The 20,028-nt window shown below is 66.5% G+C and carries 17 protein-coding genes; 4 read left to right on the forward strand and 13 right to left on the reverse strand.

Features of this window, described 5'->3' with window-relative positions; genetic code table 11:
* Positions 1-133: 133 nt before the first annotated feature.
* Positions 134-2,668: an ATP-dependent Clp protease ATP-binding subunit gene (locus AB0269_RS07785; RefSeq protein WP_366210674.1), complete on the reverse strand. Its 2,535-nt coding sequence runs from the start codon at positions 2,666-2,668 to the stop codon at positions 134-136.
* Between the two features lie 173 nt (positions 2,669-2,841).
* Between AB0269_RS07785 and AB0269_RS07790 the strand changes: the two genes are divergently transcribed.
* Genes AB0269_RS07790 through AB0269_RS07805 form a run of 4 tightly spaced genes read left to right on the forward strand, consistent with a single transcriptional unit; the run spans position 2,842 to position 4,752 of the window.
* Positions 2,842-3,603, forward strand: coding sequence for a hypothetical protein (locus tag AB0269_RS07790; protein WP_366210675.1), 762 nt, complete (start codon positions 2,842-2,844; stop codon positions 3,601-3,603).
* Positions 3,603-4,277, forward strand: a complete 675-nt coding sequence (locus tag AB0269_RS07795) for a hypothetical protein (protein ID WP_366210676.1) — start codon at positions 3,603-3,605, stop codon at positions 4,275-4,277. Before AB0269_RS07790 ends, AB0269_RS07795 begins: the two co-directional genes overlap by 1 nt.
* Positions 4,274-4,534, forward strand: a complete 261-nt coding sequence (locus tag AB0269_RS07800; protein WP_366210677.1) for a helix-turn-helix transcriptional regulator — start codon at positions 4,274-4,276, stop codon at positions 4,532-4,534. The genes AB0269_RS07795 and AB0269_RS07800 overlap by 4 nt, the downstream gene beginning before the upstream one ends.
* Entirely contained in the window at positions 4,534-4,752 is a 219-nt protein-coding gene (locus tag AB0269_RS07805; RefSeq protein WP_366210678.1) for a hypothetical protein, read from the forward strand. The genes AB0269_RS07800 and AB0269_RS07805 overlap by 1 nt, the downstream gene beginning before the upstream one ends.
* A 1-nt stretch (position 4,753) precedes the next feature.
* Here AB0269_RS07805 and AB0269_RS07810 read toward each other — a convergent pair whose 3' ends face one another.
* The 12 genes from AB0269_RS07810 to AB0269_RS07865 form a co-directional block, all read right to left on the reverse strand.
* Positions 4,754-6,265 carry an HNH endonuclease signature motif containing protein gene (locus tag AB0269_RS07810; RefSeq protein WP_366210679.1) on the reverse strand — a complete coding sequence of 504 codons (1,512 nt, stop codon included), beginning with the start codon at positions 6,263-6,265 and terminating at the stop codon, positions 4,754-4,756.
* 59 nt (positions 6,266-6,324) lie between these two features.
* Positions 6,325-7,479, reverse strand: a complete 1,155-nt coding sequence (locus AB0269_RS07815; protein WP_366210680.1) for a Wadjet anti-phage system protein JetD domain-containing protein — start codon at positions 7,477-7,479, stop codon at positions 6,325-6,327.
* On the reverse strand, positions 7,479-10,802 hold the full coding sequence (locus AB0269_RS07820) for an ATP-binding protein (protein ID WP_366210681.1): 3,324 nt from the start codon (positions 10,800-10,802) through the stop codon (positions 7,479-7,481). Before AB0269_RS07820 ends, AB0269_RS07815 begins: the two co-directional genes overlap by 1 nt.
* Complete coding sequence (locus tag AB0269_RS07825; protein ID WP_366210682.1) at positions 10,789-11,481, reverse strand: DUF4194 domain-containing protein; 693 nt, start codon at positions 11,479-11,481, stop codon at positions 10,789-10,791. Before AB0269_RS07825 ends, AB0269_RS07820 begins: the two co-directional genes overlap by 14 nt.
* Entirely contained in the window at positions 11,478-12,926 is a 1,449-nt protein-coding gene (locus AB0269_RS07830) for a DUF3375 domain-containing protein (protein WP_366210683.1), read from the reverse strand. Before AB0269_RS07830 ends, AB0269_RS07825 begins: the two co-directional genes overlap by 4 nt.
* Before the next feature lie 119 nt (positions 12,927-13,045).
* Entirely contained in the window at positions 13,046-13,399 is a 354-nt protein-coding gene (locus AB0269_RS07835) for a HepT-like ribonuclease domain-containing protein (protein WP_227529444.1), read from the reverse strand.
* Positions 13,389-13,694 (reverse strand): nucleotidyltransferase domain-containing protein, encoded by a 306-nt coding sequence (locus AB0269_RS07840; protein ID WP_175985033.1) that lies wholly within the window; start codon positions 13,692-13,694, stop codon positions 13,389-13,391. The genes AB0269_RS07835 and AB0269_RS07840 overlap by 11 nt, the downstream gene beginning before the upstream one ends.
* A 144-nt stretch (positions 13,695-13,838) precedes the next feature.
* A complete protein-coding gene (locus AB0269_RS07845; RefSeq protein WP_366210684.1) occupies positions 13,839-14,087 on the reverse strand; it encodes a hypothetical protein in 249 nt (82 codons plus the stop codon).
* A 92-nt stretch (positions 14,088-14,179) separates the two neighbouring features.
* Entirely contained in the window at positions 14,180-15,352 is a 1,173-nt protein-coding gene (locus tag AB0269_RS07850) for an ATP/GTP-binding protein (RefSeq protein ID WP_366210685.1), read from the reverse strand.
* 22 nt (positions 15,353-15,374) lie between these two features.
* Positions 15,375-17,927, reverse strand: a complete 2,553-nt coding sequence (locus AB0269_RS07855; protein ID WP_366210686.1) for a GIY-YIG nuclease family protein — start codon at positions 17,925-17,927, stop codon at positions 15,375-15,377.
* On the reverse strand, positions 17,914-19,536 hold the full coding sequence (locus AB0269_RS07860) for an Eco57I restriction-modification methylase domain-containing protein (RefSeq protein ID WP_366210687.1): 1,623 nt from the start codon (positions 19,534-19,536) through the stop codon (positions 17,914-17,916). The genes AB0269_RS07855 and AB0269_RS07860 overlap by 14 nt, the downstream gene beginning before the upstream one ends.
* A complete protein-coding gene (locus AB0269_RS07865; protein ID WP_366210688.1) occupies positions 19,533-19,865 on the reverse strand; it encodes a hypothetical protein in 333 nt (110 codons plus the stop codon). The genes AB0269_RS07860 and AB0269_RS07865 overlap by 4 nt, the downstream gene beginning before the upstream one ends.
* Positions 19,866-20,028: the final 163 nt, after the last annotated feature.

A 20,028-nucleotide genomic window follows, 5' to 3' on the forward strand; every position in this document is an offset into this window, starting at 1 on the left:
CGGTCGAGGACGGCGTGTCGCGCCGCGGACACGCCGCTCACCCCGGACATCGTCAGGGATTCAGGACGGGTCCGGACACGCGAGAGGGGCGGATGCCGAAGCATCCGCCCCTCCGTCGCTCAGGGAGCTGTCGTCAGTCGCCCGAGGCCGCCGCCAGGTCGGGGGTCGCGGTGATCGCGCCGCCCGAGGTGTCGACGCCGACCGCGACCTTCTCGCCGCGCGGGCCGGTCTCGAACAGGAACTTGCCGTCCGCGGCGTCCACCTTCACGTGGTCGCCCGGGTTCAGCTCGCCGTGCAGTATCTTCTCCGACAGCAGGTCCTCGATCTCGCGCTGCATCGCACGACGCAGCGGGCGGGCGCCCAGCGCCGGGTCGAAGCCGATGTCGATGAGCCGCTCCTTGGCGGCGAGGGTGAGCTCGACCGTCATGTCGCGGTCGAGCAGACGCTCGCCGAGGCGCTTGACGAACAGATCGACGATCTGGACGAGCTCGTCCTTCGACAGCTGCGGGAAGACGATGACGTCGTCGACGCGGTTGAGGAACTCGGGCTTGAAGTGGCGCTTGAGCTCTTCGTCGACTTTGCCCTTCATCCGCTCGTAGCTGGTCTGCGCGTTGCCCTCGATCTGGAATCCGACAGGACCACCGGCGATCGCCGACGAGCCGAGGTTCGTCGTCATGATGATCACGGTGTTCTTGAAGTCGACCACGCGGCCCTGGCCGTCGGTCAGGCGACCCTCTTCGAGGATCTGCAGCAGCGAGTTGAAGATGTCGGGGTGGGCCTTCTCGATCTCGTCGAACAGGACGACCGAGAACGGCTTGCGGCGGACCTTCTCCGTCAGCTGGCCGCCCTCTTCGAATCCGACGAATCCGGGAGGGGCTCCGAACAGACGCGAGACGGTGTGCTTCTCGCCGAACTCGCTCATGTCGAGCGAGATGAGCGCTGCCTCGTCGTCGAAAAGGAACTCCGCGAGCGCCTTGGCGAGCTCCGTCTTTCCGACGCCGGTGGGGCCGGCGAAGATGAACGAGCCCGAGGGACGCTTCGGGTCCTTGAGGCCGGCGCGCTGGCGGCGGATCGTGCGGGAGAGGGCCGCGATGGCCTCCTCCTGGCCGACGACGCGCTGGTGCAGCGCCTTCTCCATGAAGACGAGGCGGCTGGACTCCTCCTCGGTGAGCTTGAACACCGGGATGCCGGTCGCCTGGGCGAGCACCTCGGCGATCAGACCCTCGTCGACGACCGCCTGGGTGGCGACGTCGCCGCTTCGCCACTGTTTCTCGAGGCGCAGGCGCTCGGCGAGGAGGCTCTTCTCCTCGTCGCGGAGGGCTGCGGCCTTCTCGAAGTCCTGCTCCTCGGAAGCGGCTTCCTTCTGCTCGCGGACGGCGGCGATCTTGTCGTCGAACTCGCGCAGCTCGGGCGGGCTGGAGAGGATGCTCAGGCGCAGGCGGGCGCCGGCCTCATCGATCAGGTCGATGGCCTTGTCGGGCAGGAAGCGGTCGGAGACGTACCGGTCGGCGAGGTTCGCCGCGGCGACGAGTGCGCCGTCGGTGATCTGCACCTTGTGGTGCGCCTCGTAGCGGTCACGCAGCCCCTTGAGGATGTTGATCGCGTGCGGCAGGCTCGGCTCGTTCACCTGCACCGGCTGGAAGCGGCGCTCGAGAGCGGCATCCTTCTCGAAGTGCTTGCGGTACTCGTCGAGCGTGGTGGCGCCGATCGTCTGGAGCTCTCCGCGTGCGAGGAGAGGCTTGAGGATGCTGGCGGCGTCGATCGCGCCCTCGGCGGCGCCTGCACCGACGAGGGTGTGGATCTCGTCGATGAAGACGATGATGTCGCCGCGGGTGCGGATCTCCTTGGTGACCTTCTTCAGGCGCTCCTCGAAGTCTCCGCGGTAGCGGGAGCCGGCGATGAGCGAGCCGAGGTCGAGCGAGTAGAGCTGCTTGTCCTTCAGCGTCTCGGGCACGTCGCCCTTGACGATGGCCTGCGCGAGACCCTCGACGACGGCGGTCTTGCCGACGCCGGGCTCGCCGATCAGGACGGGGTTGTTCTTGGAGCGGCGCGAGAGGATCTGCATGACCCGCTCGGCCTCCTTCTCGCGCCCGATGACGGGGTCGAGCTTGTTGTCGCGCGCGGCCTGGGTGAGGTTGCGGCCGAACTGGTCGAGGACGGCGGATCCGCCCTGGGCTCCGCTCTGCGCGTTCTCGTGCGCCTGCGCGCCGACCGCGGCGGGCTCGCGGCCCGGGGCGCCGGAGAGCAACTGGATGACCTGCTGGCGGACCTTGTTCAGGTCGGCGCCGAGCTTGACGAGCACCTGGGCTGCGACGCCCTCGCCCTCGCGGATGAGGCCCAGGAGGATGTGCTCGGTGCCGATGTAGTTGTGGCCGAGCTGGAGCGCTTCGCGCAGGCTCAGCTCGAGCACCTTCTTGGCGCGCGGGGTGAAGGGGATGTGGCCGGTGGGCTGCTGCTGACCCTGGCCGATGATGTCCTGCACCTGCTCGCGCACGGCGTCGAGGGAGATGCCGAGACTCTCGAGAGCCTTGGCTGCGACGCCTTCACCCTCGTGGATGAGGCCGAGCAGGATGTGCTCGGTGCCGATGTAGTTGTGGTTGAGCATCTTCGCCTCTTCCTGGGCGAGGACGACCACACGACGGGCTCGGTCCGTGAATCTCTCGAACATGTCAACTCCTTTGGGCACTCTCCTGTCCGGGAGTGCTTGTTTACGAGAGTAACGACCAGGCGAGGTGCGCAAGGCCGTGTTCGCCGTCGGCATACCCGACCCTTGACGGAGTTATCGAGAGTCGTTATGTTAACGAAAAGCGATAACAACGAATGTCGATATGGAGGCTTCTGATGGGCATGTTTCTGTGGTTCGCCGCTGCCGCGCTCGTCGTCGCGCTGTGCATCGCGGTGATCGTCGTGTTCCTCCGTCCGAGTGCGCGCAGACGCATGCTGCCGGATGACGTCCCCTCGCTCGTTCGCGTGACTCTTGCCGTCGCGGTGCTGTGGGCGGGAATCGCGCTGGTCGGCGCGATCGTCACGACGATCACGACGCTGGTTCAGACGGCGGTGCCGATCACCGTCCCGACGCAGACGTACTGGCCGACGCTGCCCGACGGCGCGTTCGTGGAGGGGACGACGGCGACGCGAGAGGGCGGTGGGTTCGTGTCCGCCGATGTGGTCGTGAACGGTCTGAGCTTCGGGGCGCGCATCTGCTGGGCGATCGGCCAGGCGCTGTGGTGGATCCTGCCGGGTGCGATCGCGAGCATGGTGGCTCTCGCCTGCTTCCAGTTGATCCGCGGGCGCGCCTTCGCTCCGGTCCTGGCGCAGGCATCGATGGTGATCGCGGTCATCATCAGCGCAGGCGGCGTCGCCGCTCAGGTGCTGTCTGACATCGCCGGGAGCATGGCGTCGGCAGAGCTGCTCTCGTATTCCAGCGGAGGCTATGAGGAGGTGGCGGGCGTGGAGGACGTGCTCGCCGCGTGGTGGCCGCAGGATGCTTTCGTCGTGAACTTCCCGTTCTGGCCGATCGCGGCAGGCCTCGCATTCGCTGCTCTCGCGGCGGTCCTGCGTCACGGCGCGCATCTGCAGCGCGAGACGGAAGGACTGGTCTGATGAATACGACAGCTTCTCGGCCGGGGCGCAGCGGCGCACTGATCGTCGCGCTGGTACTCGGCGGGATGCTGCTGATCGGTTCGGCGATCAGCGCCATCCCGAGGATCACCGGCTTCTTCACGAGCTACTGGACCGGACACAGTGATCTGCTCACCGGACGCGAGCCGTCGATCAGCGCTACCGGCCCGGCGAGCGACGTCGACCGCGTCGACTACAGCGGGGTCGTGATCGTCAGCGACCAGCCGTTGCTTCTGCCGCGCGTGCTGCAAGCGACCGCGGAGGGGCTGGGCGTCCTGGTGATCATCGCCGGTGGTGCGCTGGCAGTGATGCTCGCGGTCCGGATGCTGCGCGGCAGGCCGTTCGTGCGGATGCTGGCGTGGGGTCTCGGCTCAGTCGGCGTGCTGACGATGCTCGCCGGCGCGATCGCCCCGCAACTGGACGCCTGGGCCGTGGATGCGGCCGTTCGTGCGCTCGGGTACGAAGTGTCGGCCGACGCCGACGGCACGCTGACTGCTGACGGTCCGGAGCTGATCGCGCTGCCGCAGTGGGATGTGCTGTGGGTGCTCGATCGCGTCGATGTGACGCTGCTGCTCCTCGGCGTCATCATCGCGATCGTCGGGATGATGGTCGCGGACGGCGCGCGGCTGCAGAAGGACACGGAGGGGTTGGTATGACCCCCGCGTCCACCGACGAGGAGGAGACCGGCATCCACTGCCGGCTCGATGAGCTGCTCGCCGAGCGGGGCATGACACTCACGGAACTGAGCGCGCGGGTGGGCGTCTCGATCGTGAATCTGTCGGTGCTGAAGAACGATCGGGCTCGGGCGATCCGGTACTCGACGCTGCGAGCGATCTGCGACGCGTTGCAGTGCGAAGTGGGCGAGCTTCTCGTGCTGGCGCCGGCGGGGCACACCACCGGAGGTGGCATCTGATGGGCACGCCGGGCGGGTTCGCGTTCGAGGAGCGCGGCGACGGGAGCATCCTCATCACTCACCACGGGAGCAAGGCGACGGTGCTTCGGGGCGCTCGCGCCGAAGAGTTCCTCGAAGACGTGCGCGCCGATCCGCAGGGTGTTATGGCTCGCTGGACAGGCAACTACAAGCGCGGCAACGAGCGCGCGGCGCGGCAGCATCCACGCAACCAGCGCTGAGTCACGCGGCAGGTCTGAAGCGTTTCGGGGGTGGGTCGATCCCTGCCCACGCATAGCTCAACACCGCGCGTGGCCGCATCGGGAATACCTCACCCGAGGGGTGATGCACGACGAAGTCATCCGTGCCGTCGCTGGTGATCCACCACCCACCATGGTGGAGAGTCATGTGGTGGTATCTGCAGAGCAGGATCCCGCGATCGATGTCGGTTCGGCCCTGATCTCGGTGCCACTCGTCGATGTGATGGGCTTCACAGTACGACGCGGGCCGGTCGCAGCCTCGCCACCGGCATCCACCGTCCCGGATCGCTAGCGCGATGCGCTGCTTCGGCGTGAACAGACGCTGCTCGCGGCCGACGTCGAGTGGATTTCCGCACGCATCGACCGTGACCCGCACGATCCCGGTGTCGCAGATGCGCTGGTCGGCGGCTGCGCCCGGTATCGCGACGAGGTGATCTTCGCTGTGCGCGACCGGGGCACGCGTGCCGGCAGCGTCCACCACCTGCACGAGACGCACTCCCGGCTGGCGGGTGCCGAACACCGCAGCCGCATCGGCGAGAGCACCGGCCCGGATCACGTCCATGATCAGGTCGTATGCGAGCTGATCGGTCGTGCGGGGATCGTCCGTCAGCGATGCAGCCAGTTCCTTCTCGTCCGGATCGACGAACCGCGGTCCGCCTCGCCGTGGACGCAGCGCGGCCGCCACCATCGTCTCGACGAACAGGTCACCGTCGTCTTCGAATACGATGCTCGCGCGCTTCTGCCCGTCCTGCCCGCGATAGGTGCGGAACGACCGGTTGTCGAACCGCGCCAGATATCGCGCCTCCGCACCTTCCGGGTCGAGCAGGTCACGCACCGTCCGCGCCGCCTGCCACAACTCCTCAACCGTTCGCTCACCGGCCTCACCGACCAGCTGCTCCGCCGCCCGCGACCACGCCTCACGTGCAGCATCCTGCGCATCCGCCCGCGCCGCAGCATCCAGACCGTCACTCGATTCATCGCCCGAGTTCGCATCGATCAGGGGCGGGTCTCCGAGCCCGCGTTTGATCGCATCGAACTGCGCCGACGTCACCCGACCATCGCGGAGTGCGTCGCGCAGCGGCTGATGCCAGGCGCGCGGTGCTGGCCGAGACTCCGGCACGCCCTCCCCGATGGGTAACTGTTCCTCGAGCTCGTTGTCGAGCAGCGCTTCACCCACCCGCACCTTCCGATTCGCATCCGCCTTCGTCGACCCCGTCACATCCTGAATCAGCGACGCCGCCGACCGATGCCCACGCGACTGCGACAACCCGGAATGCCCCCGCTCCCGCGAGGACCGCACCGCGATCACACCGGATGCCGCGACCTGGATCTGCTCCAGCTGCTTCGCCACTGACGCCGCCTCACGCAGAATCGCGACCACATCGGCATCCGGCATCAGCATCAGCACACCGTGCGCAGCGGCAGCATCATCGACCACGACGCCGCCACCGCACAGGGTGGGGATCAACGCCGCGACATCGGTGAAAGTTGCCATACCTCATACTCTCAGAGGCCACAGACATTCGAACAAAGATTCCTATGCCTGTGGAGAACTCAGTTCCCCAGCGACCGCCCCACCGCCGCGCGCAACGCTTCCAGCGCCATCGGCCAAGGAAGGCGCTCCTGTTCGAGACGAACGCCGCCCTCCGCAGCGATCCTCTCGAGGGCCGTCTGCTCCGACGCGCTGAGCGACGGCAGCGTGCGCGCCGCGGCACCGTTCGGGTCGGGTACCCACAGCTCTCGGTGCGCGAGAAGCGTGCCCTCATCCATGAGCACGCTGACCGCATCCACGCCGTTCGAACGCAACCGATGCAGGATCGCGAACCCGTCGGCATCCAAGTCGCCCCAGTACAGTACCCGCGCCGACAGCGCCCAGGGCAGTCGGTGGATCGGAACCGCGTACCCGCCGCCGTGGACGGCGACGACGCCCGGCCACTCGGGCAGAGCCAGTACCGATTCGAGGTTCTCGCAGACGATGATCGCACGGGGCTGGATCGCCAGCGCGGCGAGTTCCTCGAGAGGCGCGGTGACGTCGATGAGACCTCCGGGCCGCATCCCGGGGTCGAGAATTCTGATCCGCAGCCTCTCCGGCGACGGCACAAGACCGAGATCCTGTTCGCCGCTGATAGCCGCATACAGCGACTCGACCATCGCCCGGTGGGCACCGAGCCATTTGGTGTGCATCCCGGGTATCGGCACCTGCCTGAGGCGATAGCCGGAGGATGGATGCTGGCGCAGCCAGGCCAGCACCTCGAGCAGAAGCACGAAGTCGACGCCCGTCAGACGATCGATGGCGGTGCCGCGCGCCCGGATCGCCGCGACGATCTCATCGTGAGCGCCGAATCTCTCGCGGAGCATCGCGGCGCGGTCGCGGATCCGCGCCCAGTCCCGGTTCACGTCGCGTCCGGCGAACCGCGCGATCGCGTCCGCCGTATACAGCGTCAGCCGCTCCGGAAGCTCTTGCCTGCCGACGCTGGGCCAGTTCTTGTGCGCCCAGCGCACCAGAATGTCGCCTCCGTCCACGGCACGCCAGGAGTCGGCCCATTCGCTCGCCGCGCGCGGACCGGCGAGCACAGCGGCCTCCGTCGGCGGTTTCAATGGAATGTCGAGCACCGCATCATCGCCGTCCGCACGCGCCGCCCACTCCCGCCGCCCCTTCTCAACCGCCTTGGCCGCTCGGGCTCGAGCCTCCGCGACCGTGACCGGCATCAGTTCACCTGCTCGAACGGCACGTTCGACAGCAGCGACTGCCTGCGTGTCGGGTTCGAGACCGAGGTGACCGCCCCGACGTAGCTCTCGATCGTCTGCAGCAGCTTCTGCGGGGTGGCGAGGATCATGTGGAACCCGAACTCGTGGAACACGTCCATCGCCATACGCGTGTACTGGCTGTCGGCCTTGTCGAACGCCTCATCGAGCACGATCGTGCCATAGGTCGGGATGTCCTGGTCGTCGTCCGTGAGCTGGTAGCGCAGCGCTGCGGCGAGACAGAAGATCACGAGCTTCTGCCTCTGCCCTCCCGAGAGGCCGGCGCTCGAATCGTGCACGCTGAGCACCCGCCCGGCGCGATCGACCTCCTGCGCCTGGAATGTCACGTGCTCGCGGGTGTCGAGGCAGCGCTGGCGCCACACATAGTCCGCGCGTTCACCGTTCTCGGCCGACTCGAGCCGGTCCATGATGCGCTTGAGCGCGGCGAACCGCTCCTCAGCGCGCAGGTCGTTCTGGTCCCACGAGCCGTCGACGATCCCCTTCAGCTCGGTCATGAACTCGGCGGCCTCGGGCGAGCGCTTGGTCCTCACCCGGATCCGCAGGTAGCGGTCGGCGTCGAACAGCGACCGGCCCAGCGACGCGTTCACCGGATCGATGCGCTCCTCGATCTGCTTCGGCGCATCCCGGATCTCGCTGAGCAGATGCCCGATCAAGTCTCGCGACTTCTCCCGCAGCAGTCGGCGGAAGTTCTCCTCGTGCGTCGGCAGACCCCGGGTGCGGATGCCGTCGAGCAGCGCGCGGTAGCCGGCGCGGTCCTCGATCTCCGGCGTGAGGTTCGGCGCCGCCGTCGGCCACGTGCGCTGGAAGTCCACGGTCAGCCGGGCGAACGAGGCCATCGAGCGCGAGCGCGCCTCGTCGGCCTCCTGCGCCGCGGCGTTCAGGACCTTGACCACCTTCGCGCCGATCTCCGCGATGTTCGCGGTGTCGATGCGCCGCTGGACCGAGCGGTAGCGGGCTTCGAGCAGGGCGGAATCGTCATCCGACACGGTGACGCCGTCGAGCCGCCCGGTGAGGTGCTGGATCAGATCGTCCGAGGCGTTCAGAGCGCTCTCGGCCAGCGCCCGCGCGGCATTCGCCGCATCCGCCTCCCGATCGGCGACGCGCTTGTGCTCCTCGGCATCTGCGACGGCACGCGAAGCGTCCGCGAGATCGTGGCTCTTCGCCGTGAGCCGCGCGAGCTCCGCCTCGCGGTCGGCGATCGTCTGCTCTGCGGCCGTGGCATCGAACTCGGTCCAGGCGCGCTCGATCACCCGCTGCAGCAGAAGGCGCCTGGTCAGTGCGGCCTGCCCGACGGCCACGTGCTCATCGCGAACGGCACGCGCACGGTCGAGGTCGCGCTGCGCATCGGCGCGGCGATCGAGCAGGTGATCGATCTTCGCCTGGTTGTCGGATCCGAGGACCCAGTGCTCCCTGTTGTCGATCGCCACCCGGTCGTTCTTCTCGTACCGGCGCGCGGATGTCTTGATCTGGCCGCCGATGGTCACGCCGCGTTCGACGTCGTCGAGATCGTCGGGTCCGGCGACGCAGGAGAGGTCGAAGGATTCGGAGAGCCGCGACTGCATCCACGTCTGGAACGGGCCGTCGGAGACACGGATGCGGTGCAGCAACGAGTCGCGAGCCGTGGACGGTCGAGGCGCGGCGGCCTCCCTCGGCACCGCCTCGATCACCAGCCGCGTCCCGAGCGAGCGCTTCTCGATGAGCCGCCGGACGCGGACGAGGTCGCCGTCCGGCACCAGCAGAGCCGATGCGAGAGGACGCAGCACGCGCTCGATCGCACCCGTCCACTCCGCGAATTCGGGGAGCACGTCGATCAGCTCGCCACCGAACGGAAGGCTCTTCTCGCTGACGCGCAGCTCGCCCGCCAGCCACTCGCGCACGGCGATCAGTCGCGGCTCGATGTTGCTGCGGCGATTCCTCAGCGCCGTCAGCTGCTCGTCGAGCTCGGCCACCCGACGGCGCGCGTCGGCATGCCGCTCGTGCACGGCGTGGCTGTCGTCGGCCTCGGGAGCCACGGCGAGGTCGGCGCGCGCGGATTCCTGCAGAGCGGCGAACTCGGCGGCATCCGTCGGTGCGTGCTCGATGCCGGCGGCACGCAGCTCGGAGGCGAATCGCTCGGCATGGTCGCGGATGCGGTCGGCTTCGCGGCGCGCATCATCGATGCTGCGGCGCATGAGGCCGGCATCCCCTCCGCCGAGCCGGGCCTCCCGCATCCGCGCCTCGTTGAGGATGCTTTCGGCCGCGACGCGTGCGGCGCCGGCCGCAGCCGCACGCTCGGAGGCCCTCGCGAGCTGCGCCGTCTGCTCTTCGCGCTGAGCCTGGGCCAGCTTCAGATGCATACGGTCCTGGAACGGCTCCTGCACCTCGATGAGATGCTGCAGCTCGGTCACGGCCTGCGCTTGGCGCTCGTACTCGGCCATCGCCTCGTCGACGCGTTCGAGATGCTCGGCCTGACGGCGCAGTTCGACCACGTGCACGTGCGCGGCGTTGAGCTCGCGGAACTGCTCGGTGGCAGTGCGGGCCTGATCGAAGGTGCCGGGGCGATCGAGCATGAAGGCGCGGAACAGCGTGTCGAGGTTGCCGAGGTTCTTCGCCGACTGCGTCTTGTGCAGCAGGTGCAGGGCGTTGTCGCTGCCGATGCCGAACAGGCGTCGCATCCGCGTGAAGAAGCCGCCGTGGCTGCCCGTCGAGACGACGCCGTCGGGGAACGCAGCATTGAGCCTGCGCGCTTCGATGCCCTTCGCGACGAACGGGGCGAAGTCGGTGAGGACGACCTCGCTGCGCAGTAGGACGAACGCGTCCTTGAGCTCGGCACGGGCGGTGGACGCGCCCGGCAGATGGAACAGTCGAACGAGGGTCACCGGCGCATCGCCCTGGTTCTCGAAGCGCAGCAGGATGCCGCTCCACGTCGCACGCGGGCGGAGATAGGTGCTGACGGCGCGATCCTCGAGTTCGTCGGCCTCTTTCGTCCAGGCACCGCGCACGTAGCTGACGAGGCCGCGATCGTCGGCGCGCGAAGACGTGTCCTGCGCGGCCGCGTTGAAGCGCAGCCACCGCTCGGGTGTGAGGACGGCCGCGATCGCGTCGAGCAGCGATGACTTGCCCGACCCGGACGCTCCGGTGATCAGGTGCCCCTTTCGGGACACGTCGATGCGGTGGGCGCCGTCGAAGGTGCCCCAGTTGACCACCTCGATGCGCGCGAGGCGCCACTGACCCGAGTGCTGCTCGTCGGCAGCCGTCTGATCCGGGCCCAGATCAAGCAACGTCATCGTTCGCCTCCTCGTCGTCGGCTCCTGACTGCGCGGATGGGGCGCTCTCGCCCGCGCGGATGCGCTCGTACTCGGCGGCGATGGTGCGCACCTGGTCGGCGTCGACCAGCATCCGCAGCACCGGGGAGATCTCGACGCGCTCGTCCGAGAGCGCGTGGACCACCCGCAGCTTGTTGCGCATCTTCAGCCACGAGGCGTTGAGCCGCTTCGCGAAGTCGGTCTCATCGCGATCAGCGGTACGGAACGGTGCGAGCTGCTCGAAGACGTCGTCTCGCCCGACGATGACCCGTCCGTCCTGTTCGCCGCTGAGCAGCATCTGACGAAGCACGAGCAGCATCGCCGTGTCGATGAAGGTGAGCTGCTCGGAGCGGACGGCGACGGGGGCCTCCTGCTCCCCTGTCGCCGCGTTGCGCACGAAGGCGAAGCCGGCATCCCGATCGAGGACGAGATCGAGGAAGAGGTCGTGCAGCCGCGAGCGGATGCGCGATTCGTCGGCGAGCAGCGCCGACCACGGGCCGGGCGCTCGAGCGGCCGAGAGATACGGCCCCTGGATCAGCTTGAGCAGTGCGCGCCGCGCGTCGATGCTCAGGGTCCCGGTGTCTCCGGGCCACGCCCCTGGTTCCGCAGCCGGCTGCTCTTCGGGCGTCGCCGTCTCCGGTATCCCGTCCTTCTCAGTCACAGAACCCTCCCGGTGAAGCGATAGCTGGGTATCCATGCAGCGCGTGCGACGGCATCCGACCCCACCCACTCGACGTGTTCGGATGCGCTCGCCACCCCCTGGGCCGCGCCGAGCGCCAGCAGACCGACGACGCTGGCCACGCCCTGTGTGGCCGGAAAGCGCTCGAGCACCTCGGCGATCGAGATCTCATCGACGTCCTGCAGTGCCGCATTGATGTTGCCGGTGAGCTCGTCGAAGTCGATCTCGGTCTCGCGGGCCAGCGCGCGGAGTCCCTCGATACTCACGGCTGCGGCCTCGTGTGTGACGACCTCCTCAGGAGCGTCATACGCGGCGGGGTCGTGCAGCCGGAGCGACCCGGCGCTGTGCATCGGCACGGCCGACAGCGACAGGCCGACCCGGGTCGGCTTGTAGGGCTTGATCCGGCCGCTCGCCGCGTGACCGGTCGCGAGCGCGCCGCGCAGCTCGCGACGCAGCACTCGGTCGCGCTCGTACTCCTGCGACTGGACGTAACGGCGCAGGCCCCGGGCGAAAGTGGTGATGACGTCGTGGATCTCGCCGCTGCGCTCTTTCAGCGTTCGCAGCAGTCGGCGCAGGAAGCGGCGTTCGGCCGCGCTCAGCGCGTTCGTGAAGTCGCGCTCGAGCACGCGGCGGATGTCTTCCTCAAACTCCTCGCCGCGCTCCGGGTCGAGCACCAGCCCTGCGAAACCACTGAAGCTGCGCCCGGCGTCGGACTCGTCGATCATGTTCACGCCGCGGAAGATGTCGTCAAGCACGGCGCGCTGCGCGGCATCCGACTCGAGCACCCGGGCGCGCAGGTCACGGTTGAGTCCTTCGAACTCGGCGCGCACGCGGGCGAAATCACTCGGGATGTCCTCCGCCATCGCGAGCACGTCGCGCACCCGTTCGACAGCGCGCTCCTGATCGAGGGGAGGCGCCTCACCGCGATTGATCGCCTCGATCTCGGCGTCGATCTGCGCGCGCTGCTCTTCGAGCCGGGCGATGCGCGTGCGGGCGTCCGGATCGGAGTCGACCGCGAGACGATGCAGTTGCGCCGCGATGCTCGTCAACCGCGATTCCGTGGCCGACTGCCGTGGCTGCGCGAGCTGGGCGAGAAAGCGCGTCGCCGTCAGCGCGGCCGGCGACAGCTCGAAAGTCTCGCCTCTGCTCGTCTCGGCCGGGCGCCGCACGAGGTAGCCGGATGCCCGCCACTGCGCGCAGTACGCCTTCGCCGTGCCGGGCAGATCGAATCCGTGCGCCCGCAACTCGTCGAGATCGGCATCGATGCGCTCATAGAGGTCCTCGCTCTCGATGCGCCGCTCTTCGCCGCCGAGGTGGTCGCTGAGGATGGCGACGATGACGGGCGCCATGTCCGCTCGCAGCATGCGCCACGCGACGTGCTCGTCGAGCAGGCGCGAGAGCGCGTGCGCCTGCACGAGTGCCGTCATGATTCTCCCGGGGGTCGGATACGACTATCTTGACGGATGCCACGGACATGAGTCGACGCGGCGGATGCCGTGACACGGCTCTGCGTGTTCACGAGCTTCGGCCCAGGCCGGACGACATATCAGTTGGGAGGGTCGGCTTCTGCCAGTAGGCGATCGAGGTCGGAGATCAGCGGTCCGATGTACCTCGTGACGGCGACCCAAACCGTCTCGTAGTCGATGTCGCCGTATTCGTGTGCGATGACGTTGCGCATACCGATGATCTTGTGGAGTTCCGGGATCCGTCCAGCCGCCCCGAAGTCGTCGCGGCGGAGACGGACGAGCGACTCGCCCAGGATCTCGAGTTGCCGCTCAACGGCCGAACGCAGAAGGAGATCGGTGAAGAACTGCTCCTTGGTCACGCCGTCGGTGAATGTGCGCACGGCGTGTGCGGCCTGGCCCGCATCCCAGAGCAGCTTGGCGCTCTCAAGCCGCATAGATGTCCTGCGCGCTCCCGAAGGCGGCTTTCTTGAAGTAGGGATTCCGCACCGCGTCGGCGACGACGAGGTCGACGTCGCGACCGACGATCTCGGCAAGCGCGTCTCTCAGGCCGAGGTAGTCGTCCAGGCGGTCCTCGCGATTCGGGTGAAAGTCCACGAGGAAGTCCACGTCGCTGTTCTCCGAATCGAACCGATCCGTCAGCACCGATCCGAAAACACGGAGCCGGCGCACACCGAAACGCTCACTGACGCGAGCGATCGCCTCAGAATCGAACAGCACGGCGGTGACCATGTCTCCAGTCTCCCAGATCAGAGGCCCGGGAGCCATGCCGTGTACAGCACACGATCGCGCTCAACACAAGACCGCGGGGATCAGCTCCGGATGATCGGGCTGGCGCCGTTGCGCGGGTCGGATGCCGGACTGTGAGGTCCGCAACTACCTGAGTGGATGCGGCGCCCTCGGCAGATCCCAAACGCGAGCGAAATCATCGGCGACAAGCGGCCACACCTCGCGCAGCCCGTCTTCGACCGTTTCGACCCGCTCGGTAAGTTCGTCGTAGAGCACGAAGTTGTGCGGAATGGGTCGGCCCGAGCGGTCCGTGCGCCGTTCGGGATCATGGAACCTCAGCGCCACCGCTTCGCCGACGCGCACGCAACCATTCGATGCTGATCCGAGTCCGGACATGACTGCTTCGTAGGAGAGGAGCGGGTCCTGCAGACCTGCTGTCGAGAGGAATGTGAACCCCCACGTCCGCCCGCGGGTCGCCCAGATGAACCTCACCGCAGGCTCCGAAGCAGCACGTCATCGGCCTCACCGGCCTCGAGGTCGAGGCGGAATCGTGCCAGTACCGCGGCGAGGTAGTCACGTCGCGCGATCGCGACGCGCTCGACCTCTTCCAGTTTGTCGCGTCCCATGCGAATGAAGCGCTCGACTTTGTCCTTCGAGAGGATCGCGCTCAGCAATGCAGCAACGGGACGAACCGGGCCGGGCGCCTTGACCGCCAGAAAGCCGAGCAGCCCACTGATTAGGCTCGAGAACACCTCGACGTTGCTCAGTAGGTCCTTGCCGACCTTGGCCGGCAGGTTCATCGTGTCTGCCCAACGCAGGTGCCGCTCGAACGGCAGCACAGACGCGATCGGAAGGATGAGGTCCAGCCCAATCCGCTCCGTCAGATCGATCTCGTCTGGCGTGAACTTCGCCGACGAGAGCAGCACAAAGTCGTCACCAACGGCGAGCGCCTCTGGCGACTGAACCATCGACTTGATCGCCTCGGTCAACTGGGCGAGATCCGCGCCGGCCTTGCCGATGACGAGGTCCCTGAAGGCGTGCACGTCGAGGTCAGGGAGCAGATCGGCTTTCGACAGGGCGATCATCCAGATGCGGGGGAATCGTATGAGCGGGGCCCCGTCGTCGAGGATGTCGTCCTGCAACGCTGCGATGCCGTCACGGTAGGTGTGAAACAGCGACTTGAGGTACGCGTGCTCCTGCCCTTCGTTCTCGATCAGTTGTTGTGCGTCGACGAGCAGGATCGCGACGTCGGACCTCAGGAGTGAGCGGAACCCGGCCACGCGACGCTTCGCCTCTTCGCCCGAGAGATCTTTGGCGAACCACTCCCCGGGGTAGTCGTGCCAGACAACGCGCATCGTGTCGTGCGACGTCTGCTGTTTCTGTCCGCCCGAAGGGCCCTGAGCCATCTGGATCTTGAACGAGTACGCCGTCGATGCGAACTGCGTGCTTTCGGGCAGCGTACGGTAGTCCCGCATCCCGACATAGTTCTGATACACGGCCTTGGACTGCTCGCGACTGTCGGCCACGACGTCGTAGCGGTTGCGGTCGCCGAAACCCTTCTCCTGCGTCGGTCCATAGAACGACGACAGCAGCACTGTCTTCCCGCTGCCGCTCTCGCCGAAAACCGCGATGTGCTGTTCGAGCATCTTCTTCGCTGCCATGGAAACGTCCCTCTCTCCTTCGTCACTCCACGGCGACAACCGTGTCGTACAGCCCGTACCGCCGCAGCCCCTCATGCGATTCGATGCCGGTGTACGACAGCGATGCGTCCTCGTACCGACGGAACGCGAACACGGCCTGATTCATGTGCGCCGCGTTGAAGACGCCGAGCGAGACGAGCAGGTTGAAGTCCTCGACGGTGAGTCCGGTGACGGCCTGGAACAAGTCGGGCTCGATCTTCGTGATCACGTCGTAGAGCGTGTTCTCGCGATAGTCGGTGAGGTACATGAACGCGGGGATCCGGGTCGCGAACTTGATCAGCTTCTCCTGGATCTGCTTGCGCTTGGACTTGTACTCCTTCTCCTCCTCGCTCAGCTCCTTCTTCTCCGAGGGAGTGAGGTCTTCGCCCTTCTCCTTCTTCGTCTTGCTGCCCGCCTCGCTCTTGTTGACCACGGTCTCGAACACGTTGGCTCCGAGCGCACGGAAGCCCTCGATGTTCATGACGGCAGCCATCGCGGCCTGGTCGTCCATGATCTTCTTCAGCGTCGCGTTGTCGACGTTGACGAGGATCGCCGACTCCCACTTGCGCGCCAGCAGCGTCGCCGAGGTGCCGGCCATCGCGATGTCGAGGATGCCGCCGGCATCCACCTGGGTCATGTTCGACCCGTCGTAGGCGAGCACCGGCAGGAACTTCACGAGTTCTTCAACGGCCTTCTCGGGGTTGCGTTCTTCCGGAGCCAGCCCGATCCCGTACTCGCTCATCTGACGAAGTGCCCGCGTCGGCGCGAAGTCGAACACGAAGCAGACCGGCTTGAGGATCTCTTCGCGAGATGGATCGTCTCCGTCGGGGTTGCGGATCGTCCACGGCGACTGCACCCGGAACGCCGCCTGGAAGTAGGTCTCGGGAGCCTGGAGGTTCCTCAGCATGAGGATCGACGACCACTGCGGCACCGTCACGCCGGTCGTGAGCTTGCCGACGGTAAGGGTGATCGTCTTCGTGTCGAAGCCGCTGCCGATCGCGTTGCGGACAGGCGGCAGCGCGTCAAGCCCGACTCCGACGCCGGGTGCGGAGACATTCACGACGGAGTAGTCGTGCCAGAACGTGTTCTGCTTCTCGGCGAGCAGGTTCGCCATGGCGGCGCAGGATGCTGTACGCGGGAGCATCCAGATGGAGTGCTGAAGGTACGGCAGCAGGCGCGTGTCAGAGTATGGAAACGGCGGGCGCTGCCCCGCCTTGAGGTGATCGATCTGGGTCGGAGCGTACTGCCCGCGGATGATGTCGAGCCACTTCTGCACGTCATCCTTGTGGACGAACTCGGCCACGCCGTCGACGACCTTCGCCTCGAAGAACGCGTTGAGGTCGAACTCATCGAACTCGCCCTGGCTCGCGATCGCGATGAGTTCTTCGGGCATCTGGTACGTCAGCAGCCGCATCTCGGGCAGTGCGGCGTACGGGTTCGGGGCGTCCGGATGCTCCGTGGCGAACGCCGCCTTCGCGCGCTGCTCGTCGGTATAGGTCCAGTTGAAGATCTGTTCCTCGATGAACCTGCCCTCCTTGAGCACCTTGAAGGGCGTGCCGGAGAGGTAGAGGTAGGAACGGGCCTTGATCGGCACGAAGGCGTCCTCGTCGAGGCCGATCTCTTCGAGGTTCTCAGCGAAGGTCTCGAGGTCCTTGCTGAACTCGTCTTCGGTGGCCTTCTTCTGCGCCTTGACGTCTTCGCCCTCGAAGAGGTCTTTCGCGGCGTCGCGCCACGCGCCGAAGTGGTACTCGTCGAAGACGACGAGATCCCACGTCAGGTCGGTGAGCCAGGCGTGCTTCGCCTTGAACATTCCGGTGGCCTTGTCGCGCCCCATGAGGTCTTGGAATGATCCGAAGAAGACGAGGGGCTTCTCAGGATCGACGGATGCCGGGTCGCCACTGGTCTTGCGGGAGAGGTACTGCCACCCGTCGAAGTCGACGTGGGTCCTCAGATCGGTGTCCCACGCGTCTTCGACGGCGGGCTTGAACGTCATCACCAATACTCGCTTCGCCTCCATGCGCTTGGCGAGCTGGTAGGTGGTGAACGTCTTGCCGAAGCGCATCTTTGCGTTCCACAGAAATTCCGGCACGGCATCGGAATCCTCGTCCCAGCGACTGAGGAAGTACTCGAGAGTCTTCTCGACGGCGGACTCCTGTTCGGCGCGCATGCCGAAGGTCGCGTTATGGATGCCTCCGTAACGCACCCCGTCGCGAAGCTCGGCGATCGCCGTCTTCACGTCGTCGGCGGTGCAGCGCATCCACTCCTTGCTCGACTCGAAGACGACGTTGTCGAAGCCCTTCTCGATCAGTCGACGCCGGACGTCGACGTCAGTGATGAGCGTGCCGTCCGGGCGTTCAGCCGGCTCGTCGACTTCGAGCAGGTAGTCGACGCGAGCCTGCCCCTGCGACTCCTTGATGCGTGTGTTGACGTCGCGGCTGGTCTGACCGACCTTGAGGCAGCCGCGCCAGCGGCGGGCGAGTTCGTCGGATGACCAGGCGTACAGACGCGGGCGCGATTCGGGTTTCGTGGGGAGGAGGTCGGACTCAGGCGTCGACATCGGCAGCCTCCATCGGGCGAACCATGCTCTCGATGAACTCAATCTCCTCGTCAGTGATGCCGTACTTCTCGTACAGGTCAGCGTCTGTCCACGGGCGCGAGAAGTCCTGCGAGGGCACAAACTCGTACACTTTCTTTGTCGCATTCTGAGAAGGCTTCTTCTGCAATACCAAGAATCTGAAGAACCGGGTCGAGATGTACGACACAACACTGCGGCATTCGGCTTCGCTCTCGAAGGGTCCGATAGCCAGGTAGGTCTCAGTCGAGACGCTGCCAGGAACCCCGACAAGCGGCTTGCCCAGAATGACGTGAGGGAATGCATCGCTGCCGCTGGCCAGAAAAGCGATGAAGACCTTCCAGGCGTCAATTAAATCCACCCCACGTGATACCTTTGCTCGCTCGATGCGCGCCGTCCCGCCAGCCTGGTACAGGAGCACGTCCCCCGCATCGGACCCTCGCACCGAACTCTCGAGCCCGAACGGCCGTCGTACGCTGACAAGCTCCGAGAATCGCTTGCGGGCAGGAGGAAATAGTGTCTGCGTCTCGCCTCCGTGCTCGCGCCTAGCGACCTTCCGCAGGATTGGCAGAGCCTCGTTGTAGCGAATGAACACATCGGTGCCCGGTTCAACAAGGGGTCTCGTTGCGATCGACACAACCTCACCCTTGTCGTGGGTTGAGACGCGCACGTCTCCCGGAGAGTCACGGTCCCACAACCAGAATGCGATGCCGCCCTTGATCTGAGTTCCAGGGAAGACATCGTTCGAATCCGGATAATCCTCGATGACTCGCAGACGATCATCCTCAAGCATCGACTCACGGAAGTCATCGAGGCCCTTGCCCCCAGAGAACCATCGCGCCGGAGTCACCATGCATACGAGCCGAGGATCCATCCGCTTGGCCTGCGCTACGAAGCGGTGGTAAAGCGGACCGGCACTCGTGCCGCTTCCACCTCCGTCGTTTAGCTGATACGGCGGGTTCCCGATGATGACGTCGAACTGCACGTCGGCTCCAAACATGCGTGCGAGCATCGCCCGCGGGTTGGTGGTGTGAATGAACGCGTACGCGTGCGTCTCGAACGCGTCGCCGCGCCCGTACGAAGCCTTCCCGGCCCCGCAGTACCCGCATCTGTCGCCGGCCCACGTGTGCTCGGTCCGCTCGAACCAGATGTTGCCCCAGTCGCGGTCGAAGCTCCTCGCAACAGAGTGCGGTCCGGTGGCATCCTTCGAGCAGTAGACACTGCGCCGTGCGAGCAATGCCGTCAACTGCGTGATGCCGATGCCGTAGACCTGCTTCGTGAGGATGTGGTCGACGCGCTCCTGCAGGTCGGGAATCTTGTCCGCAAGCCCCTCCGTCAGCCGCGCGGTGATCTCGCGCAGGAACACCCCTGACTTCGTGAACGGGTCGAGGAACGTGACATCCGGGTTCTGCCAGATGATCTCGCCGCCGTTAGCGTCCGCCCACGCATCCGCCACGGTGTCGAGCATCTGGCCCGCGAGCTCAGGAGGTGTGAAGACCTCGTCATTCGAGAGGTTCGCGATGCACGTGAGAACGTCAGGATTGTGAGCGCGCAGCGCGAAGCTCGCCTTGCCTTCGAGAACGGGTGTGGTCATGGTTTTTCGGACCCTTCGACAGGCTCAGGGGCCGAAGCCGCCGCCAGATTCTGAACAGTCATGGCCGGGTAGGTCCGCACCGGCGTGAAGATCTCGTGCTCCTCGAAGGCATCGAAGAGCGTCCCCGACGCCGCGGATCGCTGCGTCAGCGCGTCGAAGCGGAAGTCGCGGCGCTGGAACTTTCCGCGCCCGAGGTAGCCCCACTCCGGGAAGACGATCGGGTCGCCTGCGGCATCCGCCATCGCCAGCGCGTCGCCCTGCACGATGTTGACGTCGAGCACCACGCGCGCAGCGGGAAGAAGCGCGTCATCGGACGCGAGTTTCAGCACCCGGGCGAAAGTACCCTGCAGATTCTCGCGGCACTCGGCCGCGTTGTCTTCCAGCAACTCGATGCCGTAGATGCACATCAATCCGAACAGCGCGTAGTTGCGCCTCTCGAAGTCGCTCTTCCCGTAACGCGCCTGGACCGCGGCCAGTTTGCGCTCGAGAACA

The organism is Microbacterium sp. NPDC077644, from assembly GCF_040702785.1.
Taxonomy (GTDB): Bacteria; Actinomycetota; Actinomycetes; order Actinomycetales; family Microbacteriaceae; genus Microbacterium.